Annotated in this window: 1 protein-coding gene; it reads left to right on the forward strand. The window is 41.2% G+C overall.

Going from position 1 to position 1,618, the window contains the following annotated elements; all coding sequences use genetic code 11:
* Positions 1–99: 99 nt before the first annotated feature.
* On the forward strand, positions 100–1,413 hold the full coding sequence (locus tag EV207_RS22800) for an IS91 family transposase (protein ID WP_132748753.1): 1,314 nt from the start codon (positions 100–102) through the stop codon (positions 1,411–1,413).
* Positions 1,414–1,618 lie beyond the last annotated feature (205 nt).

A 1,618-nucleotide genomic window follows, 5' to 3' on the forward strand; every position in this document is an offset into this window, starting at 1 on the left:
TTATAGTATCAGAATTTATAAATTTAGGGTTCCTTTTTTGTAGTATCAGAATTTATAAATTTAGGGTTCCTTTTTTGGTTTTTTGGGTAAGGAAAAGGTATGGAACAAAATATCTTAAGACGCATTTTTTTTGATGAAAATAACCATTGGGATCAATTTGTTCAAAATCATGAAAAGAACCTTCGGCCGATTGTGTTGAAAGAGGTGGAAAAATTCAAGAACTGTGGGAATCCGAAGAATGGCTTCAAACTTTTTGTGTGCGAAGGTTGCCACGATGTGAAGCGAATTCCGTACCGATGTAAGGGAAGGTTTTGTACAACCTGCAGCAGTGGGGAAACGGAAGAATGGAGTCGGTTGCTTCAGGAGGAAGTTTTTCAGGTCAATCATCGTCATGTTATTTTTACGATGGACGAGGGGCTAAGAGAGATCTTTTTAATGTACCGAAAGCTGTTGAAACCCTTAATGGACGAGGCTGTTGAAGTGATTCAAGATTGGTTTAAAAAGAAATTCAAGGTCACACCTGGGGTAATTGCTGGGCTACATACGTTTGGATCTCGTGTGAATTTCAATCCGCACGTGCATATGTTAGTGACGATGGGAGGCATGAAAAAGAACGGTGAATGGAAAAAATATGATTATATCCCCTTTGACATGTTGCGAAAGCAATGGCAGACCGTCGTCCTTAAACTGATCCGTCGCCATTTAAGTCCCCAACAAATAAAGCAGGTGCAACCCCGTCTACAAAAGGCCTATTCCGCTAATGGAGAAGGCTTCTATGTGTATGCGCCCAAACAAAAGGGAAACGTTAAAGAACAGTTAAAATATATTGCTCGTTATATTCGTCGACCCGCGATCGCTTTAGGTCGGATTGAGGCATATGACGGGGAATACGTCACCTTTCGATATAGGGATAAAAAAGATGGGGAAGAAAAACGTGAAACCCTGTCCGTCGAAGCATTTATTGGACGGGTCGTTCGCCATATCCCAGATGAAAACTTCAAGACTATTCGCTATTATGGTGTTTACTCTCGTCGAATTAAGACAAAATGCCAGGAATTAGTTTCTGTTTTCCAACAGACAGTCCATCGAAACCTTGTCAAAATAAAACGTGTCTTACGTAAAAGAACATGGTCTCAACGGATCAAGGACCAAACAGGAAAGGATCCAATGGTCTGTTCCAAATGTGGCTGTTATTATGAGTACAAGGGAGAAGTCTGCCCTGATGACGATGGCCAACTCAAAATTAAAGTGGCTTTAGGACAAACAGCAAAAGCTTATCTAGAGGAGGTGATTCACGATCTCACCGGTATCCAAGAACCGCAAACACGGCAAGAAAAAGAAGAAAAAGAATCCAATATCACAAAGGACGAGCAAGAAACAAACCGTCAACTTTGTTTGTTTGACGTGTCATGAAAAAGAGGAGATTCCTTTATCAGTTGTTCAGGATTTTGACCTTATGGATGGAGGGGATCCAACCTCCCCACCGCGATTTGCTTGCGAAAAATGTGGTGGAGAAATGTATCCTGAGTATTATAAAGGGGTACATGGTCAGGAATATAAACTATCGGATATTCTCTAGCCAAAAAAGGACCGGGCGCTTTTTGCCCGGTTTTTCTTA

Source organism: Scopulibacillus darangshiensis, assembly GCF_004341035.1.
GTDB lineage: Bacteria > Bacillota > Bacilli > Bacillales > Sporolactobacillaceae > Scopulibacillus > Scopulibacillus darangshiensis.

Excerpts from the sequence above, each read along its gene's own strand:
- EV207_RS22800 (WP_132748753.1), top strand. The coding sequence starts at position 100 with ATGGAACAAAATATCTTAAGACGCATTTTTTTTGATGAAAATAACCAT.